The sequence below is a fragment of the Streptomyces sp. NPDC059906 genome (assembly GCF_042730645.1).
In the GTDB taxonomy this organism is placed as follows: Bacteria; Actinomycetota; Actinomycetes; order Streptomycetales; family Streptomycetaceae; genus Streptomyces; species Streptomyces rubrogriseus.
In genome coordinates this window covers 1-4,085 of sequence record NZ_JBHWKU010000025.1, presented here as the reverse complement: position 1 = coordinate 4,085, position 4,085 = coordinate 1, and the positions used below count along the sequence as shown (strand labels likewise).

General features: G+C 73.4%; 2 protein-coding genes. One reads left to right on the top strand and one right to left on the bottom strand.

The features are described from left to right. Positions 1-58: 58 nt before the first annotated feature. On the bottom strand, positions 59-2,677 hold the full coding sequence (locus tag ACFV9J_RS29770; RefSeq protein WP_385359126.1) for a glycosyltransferase family 1 protein: 2,619 nt from the start codon (positions 2,675-2,677) through the stop codon (positions 59-61). Positions 2,678-3,047: 370 nt separating this feature from the next. On the opposite strand from ACFV9J_RS29770, the gene ACFV9J_RS29765 reads away from it, so the two are divergent. Continuing rightward, the coding region (locus tag ACFV9J_RS29765; protein ID WP_385359124.1) for a maltotransferase domain-containing protein at positions 3,048-4,085 on the top strand (1,038 nt) is incomplete at its 3' end.

The following is a 4,085-nucleotide window of genomic DNA, read 5'->3' as shown; positions in this document are numbered from 1 at the left end:
GAGGAGGACTGAGCCCTCCTCGTCGCCACCGCCCGCCGCCGCCCGGCTGCTCCGGCGGTCAGCGCATCAGCAGGCCCGCCGCCTCCACCAGGTCGCCCGAGGGCACCGCGACCAGGCCGGTCTCCACGCCGGAGGCCAGCAGCCGGTGCGCGGGCAGGACCCGGACCGTGTAGCCGAAGGGGCCGGTGCGGTCCAGGGCGAGCGGGCCCTCGTAGGCCCAGCGGCCCTCCAGGTCGGGCCCGCCCACCGGTTTCAGCGGTGTCCTCGCCGCGTCGGTGATCCGGTCCTCGGAGTCCACCCGGCCGGAGACCGCCTGCACCTCCACGTCCTGAGGCGCGAGGTCGCCGAGCTTCACCCGCACCCGCAGCGCGAGCGTGGTGCCGAGTTCGGCGCTGGCGGTGGCGGCGGAGGTCTCCACGTGGTCGACGCTCACCCCGGGCCAGGCCGCCCGCACCCGCGCCTTCCACTCGGCGAGCCCGCGCGCGGAGTCCGGGTCCATCGCACGGTGCGCCTCGGCGGCGGGGGTGTAGAGCCGCTCGACGTACTCGCGGACCATGCGGCCGGCCAGCACCTTCGGGCCGAGCAGGCTGAGGGTCCTGCGCACCATCTCCAGCCACCGGTCGGGCAGCCCGCTCGCGGCCCGCTCGTAGAAGCGCGGGGTGATCCGCTGCTCCAGCAGGTCGTAGAGGGCGTCGGCCTCTATGGCGTCGCGCCGGTCCGGGTCGGTGCCGACGCCGTCGGCGGTGGGGATCGCCCAGCCGAAGTCCGGCTGGTACCACTCGTCCCACCAGCCGTCGAGGACCGACAGGTTGAGGCAGCCGTTGAGCGCCGCCTTCATGCCGGAGGTGCCGCAGGCCTCCAGCGGCCGCAGCGGGTTGTTCAGCCAGATGTCGCAGCCCGGGTAGAGCTTCTGCGCCATCGCCATGCCGTAGTCCGGCAGGAACACGATGCGGTGCCGCACCCGCGCGTCGTCCGCGAACCGCACCAGCTCCTGCACCAGCCGCTTGCCCCCGTCGTCCGCCGGGTGCGCCTTGCCCGCGACGACGATCTGGACCGGCCGCTCGGGATGCAGCAGCAGCTCCGTCAGCCGCTCCCGGTCGCGCAGCATCAGCGTGAGCCGCTTGTACGACGGGACGCGCCGCGCGAAGCCGATGGTGAGCACGTCCGGGTCGAGGGCGTCGTCGATCCAGCCCAGCTCGGCCGTCCCGGCGCCGCGCTGGCGCCAGGAGGCGCGCAGCCGCTCGCGCACCTCCTCCACGAGCTGGGCGCGCAGGGTGCGGCGCAGCTCCCAGATGTCCTGGTCGGGGATGTCGGCGACCGAGTCCCAGCGGTCCGAGCCGCCGACGGCCAGCGCGTCCTCGGCCCGCTGCACGCCGATCTGCCGGGCGCCGAGCCGGAACACCTCGGGCGCCACCCAGGTCGGTGCGTGCACGCCGTTGGTGACGGAGGTGATCGGCACCTCGTCGGCGTCGAAGCCCGGCCACAGCCCGGCGAACATGCCCCGGCTGACCCCGCCGTGCAGCACGGAGACACCGTTGGCGCGCTGGGCGAGCCTGAGACCCATCACGGCCATGTTGAACAGGTTCGGCTCGCCGCCCGGGTAGGTCTCCATGCCGAGCCTGAGGACGCGTTCGACGTCGATGCGCGGGAGTTCGGCGTCGGGGCCGAAGTGGCGGGCGACCAGCTCGCGGTCGAAGCGGTCGATGCCGGCCGGGACCGGGGTGTGCGTGGTGAAGACGGTGCCGGCCCGCACCGCCTCCAGCGCCGAGCCGAAGTCCGACCCCGCGTCGCACAGTTCGGCGATGCGCTCCAGGCCGAGGAAGCCGGCGTGGCCCTCGTTGGTGTGGAACACCTCCGGCGCGTCGTGCCCGGTGAGCCGGCAGTACGTCCGTACCGCCCGGACACCTCCTATGCCGAGCAGCATCTCCTGGAGGAGCCGGTGCTCGCTGCCGCCGCCGTAGAGCCGGTCGGTGACGCCGCGTTCGCCGGGGTCGTTCTCCTCGACGTCGGAGTCGAGGAGCAGCAGCGGCACCCGGCCGACCTGGGCCAGCCAGACGCGGGCCCGCAGTTCCCGGCCGCCGGGCAGCGCGAGGGCGACGTGCGCCGGGGTGCCGTCGCGCTCCTTCAGGGGCGCGAGGGGCAGCTCGTGGGGGTCGAGGACGGGATAGTGCTCCTGCTGCCAGCCGTCCCGGGACAGGGACTGGCGGAAGTAGCCGTGCCGGTACAGCAGGCCCACGCCGACCAGCGGCACGCCCAGGTCGCTGGCCGCCTTGAGGTGGTCGCCGGCCAGGATGCCGAGACCGCCGGAGTACTGGGGCAGGGCGGCGGTGATGCCGAACTCGGGCGAGAAGTAGGCCACGGCGGCGGGGAGTCGGCCCGACTGGGCCTGGTACCAGCGGTCGCCGGTCATGTAGTGGTCGAGGTCGTCGGCCACCGCGGTGAGCCGGCGCAGGAAGCGCCGGTCCCCGGCCAGCTCCGCGAGACGCGCGGGTCGGACGGTGCCGAGCAGCCGTACCGGGTCGCGGCCGGACGCGGTCCAGCACTCGGGGTCGACGGACTGGAAGAGGTCGCGGGTCTCCGGGTGCCAGGACCAGCGCAGATTGCGGGCCAGATCACTGAGCGGCCGGAGGGGGTCGGGGAGAACGGGACGGACGGTCAGTCGACGGATCGCCTTCACCCTCCCGACGTTACCGCGCGATGTGTCCCTTGTTGGGGCCTTCGCCCTGATGCGCCGGGCAGGAACTGACGCGCACGGCGTGTCGATATGGCCGGATCTTTCCCCGTCGGCCTTCTTGTGGCGCTTCGGCCCGCAAGGAAAGCTGCACATGTCGCGACGAACGCTGATTGCGGGAGCGGCATCCGGGAAAGCGACGGTCAGATCGCGCGGTGTGTCGTGATGTCGACATACGCGCGAGTAGTTAACAAAGTGCCGGATTGCCCACCGGAAGAGTGTGGGAAGGCTCCTGCGGTACGCCCCGCACGCACCTCGCAGGACCCACCTCCCCAGCAGTCATCCGCCCACCCAGTTGACGCGGACAGGAGCGGTCATGCCCGCCACGCACCACTCGTCAGCCACCTCCGCGGAGCGCGCCACGGTCGTCGGGCGCATCCCCGTCCTGGACGTCCGTCCGGTCGTCCAGCGGGGGCGCAGGCCGGCCAAGGCCGTCACCGGTGAGTCGTTCGAGGTCTCCGCCACCGTGTTCCGGGAGGGGCACGACGCGGTGGGGGCCAACGTCGTCCTGAGAGATCCGCGGGGCCGGCCGGGCCCCTGGACGCCGATGCGGGAGCTGGCCCCGGGCACCGACCGCTGGGGCGCCACCGTCACCGCGGGCGGGACCGGGATGTGGTCGTACACCGTGGAGGCGTGGGGCGATCCGGTCACCACCTGGCGGCACCACGCCCGGATCAAGATTCCGGCGGGCATGGACACGGACCTGGTCCTGGAGGAGGGCGCCCGGCTGTACGAGCGGGCCGCCGCCGACGTGCCCGGACGCGAGGACCGGCGTGAACTGCTGGCCGCCGTGGACGCGCTGCGGGACGAGGGCAGGCCGGCCGCGTCCAGGCTGGCGGCGGCGTTGAGGCCCCAGGTGGACGCGGTCCTGGCCCGCCACCCGCTGCGGGACCTGGTCACCTCCTCCGACCCCCTGCCCCTGCTCGTCGAACGCGAACGCGCCCTGTACGGCGCCTGGTACGAGTTCTTCCCCCGCTCCGAAGGCACCCCCGACACCCCGCACGGCACCTTCCGCACCGCCGCCCGCCGCCTGCCCGCCATCGCCGCCATGGGCTTCGACGTCGTCTACCTCCCCCCCATCCACCCCATCGGCACCACCCACCGCAAAGGCCGCAACAACACCCTCTCCGCCACCGGCGACGACGTCGGCGTCCCCTGGGCCATCGGCTCCCCCGAAGGCGGCCACGACACCATCCACCCCGCCCTCGGCACGATCGACGACTTCGACCACTTCGTCACCGAAGCCACCCGCCACGGCCTCGAAATCGCCCTGGACTTCGCCCTCCAGTGCTCCCCCGACCACCCCTGGGTCCACAAACACCCCGAGTGGTTCCACCACCGCCCCGACGGCACC